Source organism: Micromonospora foliorum (assembly GCF_022229015.1).
GTDB lineage: Bacteria > Actinomycetota > Actinomycetes > Mycobacteriales > Micromonosporaceae > Micromonospora > Micromonospora foliorum.
Genome location: NZ_JAKKFF010000391.1, coordinates 1 through 4,630, shown reverse-complemented (window position 1 = coordinate 4,630; position 4,630 = coordinate 1). Strand labels below are relative to the sequence as shown.

Here is a 4,630-nt window from a genome sequence, read left to right as displayed (position 1 = left end):
CCGACGGCCGCCGTCGGGCCGAGGCCGAGCGCGGCCAGCACCCCGGCGGCCTTGGCGTGTGTCTCGGCCACCTCGCCGGCCGCCGTCGAGTGCCGGACCAGGGTCGCGCCGACCGGCACCCGCAGTCGGCCGGTGGGGGAGATCTCGGCGGTCCGGATCAGGATCGGGGCATCGAGCGTCTGTCGGCCGGCCTCGTCGTGGCCGAGCAGCGCCAGCACGCCCCCGTAGTAGCCCCGGCCCCGGCGCTCGTGCCGGGCGATCACCCGGCAGGCGTTCTCGATGGGGCTGCCCGTCACGGTGGGGGCGAACATCGTCTCGCGCAGCACGTCCCGCACGTCGCGGGTGCCCCGCCCGGCGAGCAGGTACTCGGTGTGCGCCAGGTGCGACATCTCCTTCAGGTACGGGCCGATCACCTGCCCACCGTGCTCGGCGACGGTGGCCATCATCTTCAGCTCCTCGTCGAGCACCATGTACAGCTCTTCGGTCTCCTTCTCATCGGCGAGGAAACGCAGCAGGGCCGCCCGGTCGGCGACGCCACCGGGGCAGCGGAAGGTGCCGCTGATCGGGTTCATCATCACCAGTCCGTCGTCGACGCTGACGTGCCGCTCCGGGCTGGCGCCGACCAGCGTCCGGGCGCCGGTGTGCACGACGAACGTCCAGTACGCGCCGCGTTCGGCGATCAGCAGCCGGCGCAGCGCGGCCAGCGCGGCCCCCGGCGGCGAACCCTGCACGGTGGCGTGCAGGGCGCGGTGGATGACGAAGTTCGCGCCCTCGCCGCGGCCGATCTCCTCGGACAGCACCCGCTGCACGGTCCGGGCGTACTCCTCGTCGCTGATGTCGAAGCCGACGTCGCTGGTGTGCACCGGTTCGTCGGGCAGCGCGGCGAGGGCGTCGGTCAGCGTGATCCGCTGGTGCTCGCGGACCTGGAGGAACTCCAGCGGGGCGCCGTCGTCGACGCAGGCGAAGCCGCGTTCGGTGATCTGCCGGTACGGCACCAGGGCCAGCGTCCGCGCCCCGGGCGGGCCGGGCGGCAGCGGAAGGTCGGTGAGCCCTTCGACGGTGTCGACCGGGCCGGTGAACAGGTCCAGTTCGTTCGCGTTGTCGCGGCGCAGCAGCGCGAAGGGGCCGGGGTCGACGCCGTGGGCGACGGCGGCGAGCAGGTCGGTCAGGTGGGTCATCGGGTGTCTCCGTCGGGCAGGGGCGCCGCCGTCGGGCGGCCCGCTGGCCGGGAGATCCGGCGACCGCCTCGATGGCGGCCGCGTGGATGGAGCTACGCGCGGGAGATGGCCGCCGGGTCGGCGGGCCACCAACTGGTCAGGTGCGCGAGCATGTGATCCACCCTACGCGCCCGTCGGCCGGCTGGCACGGGGTAACTTGACCGGCGATGAACATTCTCGCGCTCGACCTGGGCACCTCCTCGGTACGCGGGCTGGTGCTGGACGCGGACACCCAGCCGCTGCCCGGCGCCCTGGCCCGCCGCAAGGTCGACCTCGCCATCGGTGACGACGGCACCGGCACGCTGTCCGGTCGGGACTATCTGGCGAACCTGGTCGAGTGCCTGGACGAGCTGGCCGACTCGGGGCACCTGCACGACGTCGGTCTGGTGGCGGTCTCCGCCCAGTGGCACTCGGTGCTCCCGCTGGACCGCGACGGCGCACCCTTGGGCCCGGTGGTCACCTGGCTGGACACCCGGCCCGCCCCGGTAGGGCGTACCTCCGGGCCGGCGGACCCGGACGGCTTCCACCAGCGCACCGGCTGCTGGTGGCACCGTTCGTACTGGTCGATGCGGTTGCCCTGGTTGCGCGAGCAGTCCGGCACCCCGATCGCCCGGTTCGTCGGTCTGCCCGAGTACGTGCTGGGCGAGCTGCTCGACGCGGCGCCCATGTCGATCTCCCAGGCCTCCGGGACCGGTCTGCTGGACCTGCGCACCCTGCGCTGGGACGAGGAGGCGCTGACCCTGGCCGAGGCGCGACCGGAGGAGCTGCCGCCGCTGGGCGAGCTGGACTGGCACGGCCGGCTCCGGGTCGACCTGGCCCGTCGGTGGCCGCAGTTGGCGCAGGCCCGATGGTCACCGCCGGTGGGCGACGGTGGGGCGTCGAACGTCGGCTCGGGCTGCGTCGACCCGAGCCGGGCCGCGGTCACCGTGGGCACGTCCGCGGCCGTACGGCTGATGCAGCGGATCCCGGCCGGCGAACCGATGCCCCGCCTGCCCGAACGGCTGTGGCGGTACCGGGTCGACCACGACCACGTGGTGACCGGGGCCGCGTACGCCAACGGCGGCAACCTCTTCGCCTGGGCGGACCGGGAGCTGCGGTTGCCCCGGGGCGCCGAGTTGGACGCGGCGCTGGCACTGGTGCCGGCGGGTGGCGGTCGACCGGCGGACCCCCGCTTCGGTGGTGACCGGGCGCCGGGGCTGGCCCCGGCGGGCAGCGGTGAGCTGCGCGGTCTGAGCTTCAGCACCACCTCGGTGGACATCCTGGCCGGGCTGATGCAGGGGTTGTGTGAGCTGGTCGCCGAGGATCTCGGGGTGCTGGAGTCCACCATCGACAAACCGGTCGGCGTGGTGCTGGGCGGCGGCGCGGTGGCCGCCTCGGTGTGGTGGCGGCAGGCCTTCGCCACCGCGCTCGCGCCGCGACCGGTGTCGCACCAACGCAACCCGGAAATCGGCGCCACCGGTGCCGCGTTGGTGGCGCTGGGGCGCTTCGGTGACGCGATCGAGCTCGCCGACATCGGCCGGACGGACGAGCTGGTTTTGCCGACCACGGCAGGACGTTCCCACCCGCAGTATCCTTCCTGAACCTCGGCCTCGCCCGGGCCGTTGACAGCGGTACCGAGCCTGGTTGGATGGACTGCGCTCCCCCGACCGCGGTGGACGCGGTAGGACGGAGGAGGCAGGGTGGCGGCAGGTCCCGACCCGGCGAACGGCGCGGTGTCGAACCATCGCCGGCGCCGCTTCGACGTCCGAGTCGTTCCGCATCGACGGCGGTCGCCGTTCCGGCTGCGCGACTGGCGGATGAGCACGAAGCTCGCCACCGTGCTGCTGGTGCCGTCGATGGCGTTCCTCCTGCTCGCCGGGGTGCAGACCAGCACGCTGGTGGGGCGGACGACGGCGTTGAACGACTTCTCCAGTCAGGTCGGCATCGGCCGGCAGATCACCGCGGCGGTGCACCAGCTCCAGCAGGAGCGCGACCGCTCGGCGGGGGAGCTGGGTGAGCTGCGTAAGGGTGGTGACCGGCAGGCCGCCGCGAACGACCTGAAGCCGTTGCAGGCGTCCACCGACAAGGCCATCGTGGACCTGAGCCGGGCCGCCGAGCCGTTGGCGGACGCGGACGCGTCCTGGCGGGTCGCCTTCTCCGAGGCGCTGGAGGCGTACGACCAGGTGGTCGACATCCGCGCGGCGATTCCGCCGGCGGTGCTGAGCAGCGAGACCATCCTGGGCAACTACCACCGGGCCGTGGGGGCGTTGCTCGACCTGCTCGCCGAACCGACACCGGGTCAGAACCAGCCGGCGTTGAACGACGCGGTGCTGCGCTACGTGCAGCTGGCCCGGGTCAAGGAACTGTCCTCCCGGGTGCGGGCGCAGCTCTACGCCGCCGCCCGCGCCGGTGCGTACGGCACCGAGGACCGGGTGGTCCTCGCCGACCTGCGCGGCCAGCAGCTCACCGCGCTCGGCGCGTTCCGGGTGGCCGCGACCACTGATCAGATCCGCCGCTACGACGAGACCTCGGTGTCGCCGATGTTCCTGGTCGCCACCGGGTTGGAGGAGCGCAGCCTGTCCTCCGGCGCCGCGTCGCCGCAGGTGCTGCCGTCGGAGCAGTGGTGGTCGGCCAGCCAGCAGCGCCAGGAGTTGCTGCGTCAGCTTGAGGCGGGCGTGCTCGACGACGCCGTGCGGCAGGCCGAGGAGGCCAGCGACGATCAGCTGCGGACGACCCTGCTGGTTGTCGGTGGGGTCGTCACGGTCCTGCTGGCCGCCCTGCTGATCTCGTTGCTCATCGGGCGGTCGGTGGCCCGGTCGATGCGGTTGCTGCGCAGCCAGGCGCTGCGGATCGCCCAGGTCGAGTTGCCGGACACCCTGGACCGGCTGAAGACCGTCACCGGAGGGGTGCCCCGCATCGACGTCGCGCCGGCGGTGGTCCGTTCGCTCGACGAGATCGGCGAGCTGGCCGAGGCGTTCGTGGCGGTGCACCGCAGCGCGGTCACGGTCGCTGTCGAGCAGGCGCTCATGCGGCGCAACGTCAACGCGATGTTCGTCAACCTGGCCCGTCGCAGCCAGGTGCTGGTGGAGCGGCAGCTGGAGCTGCTGGACGACCTGGAGCGCGAGGAGAGCGACCCGGACCAGCTGGAGAACCTGTTCAAGCTGGATCACCTGGCCGCCCGGATGCGCCGTAACGACGAGAGCCTGCTGGTGCTCGCCGGCACCGACTCCACCCGCCGGTGGAACCGGCCGGTCGGCCTCGGTGCGGTGCTGCTGGCCGCCGCCGCCGAGATCGAGCAGTATCAGCGGGTCCGGATCGAGTCGGTGGCCGACGTACACGTGGTCGGGCACGCCGTCGGCGAGTTGGTGCACCTGCTGGCCGAGCTGCTGGAGAACGCCACGGCCTTCTCCCGCCCGGACACCCGTGTGGTGGTG

General features: G+C 73.0%; 3 protein-coding genes. 2 read left to right on the top strand and 1 reads right to left on the bottom strand.

All coding sequences use genetic code 11. The features are described 5' to 3' along the window. Nucleotides 1–1,178, bottom strand: a 1,178-nt coding sequence (locus PSH25_RS25415) for a chorismate-binding protein (protein ID WP_238661457.1), incomplete at its 3' end; no start/stop codon positions are given. Nucleotides 1,179–1,384: 206 nt separating this feature from the next. Between PSH25_RS25415 and PSH25_RS25410 the strand changes: the two genes are divergently transcribed. After that, complete coding sequence (locus PSH25_RS25410; protein ID WP_238661456.1) at nucleotides 1,385–2,797, top strand: FGGY family carbohydrate kinase; 1,413 nt, start codon at nucleotides 1,385–1,387, stop codon at nucleotides 2,795–2,797. A 99-nt stretch (nucleotides 2,798–2,896) separates the two neighbouring features. Further along, nucleotides 2,897–4,630: sensor histidine kinase (locus PSH25_RS25405; RefSeq protein WP_238661455.1), on the top strand; the 1,734-nt coding region annotated here is incomplete at its 3' end.

Bases quoted from the DNA above. Each gene is read 5' to 3' on its own strand.
- PSH25_RS25410 (WP_238661456.1), top strand. From the start codon at position 1,385: ATGAACATTCTCGCGCTCGACCTGGGCACCTCCTCGGTACGCGGGCTG.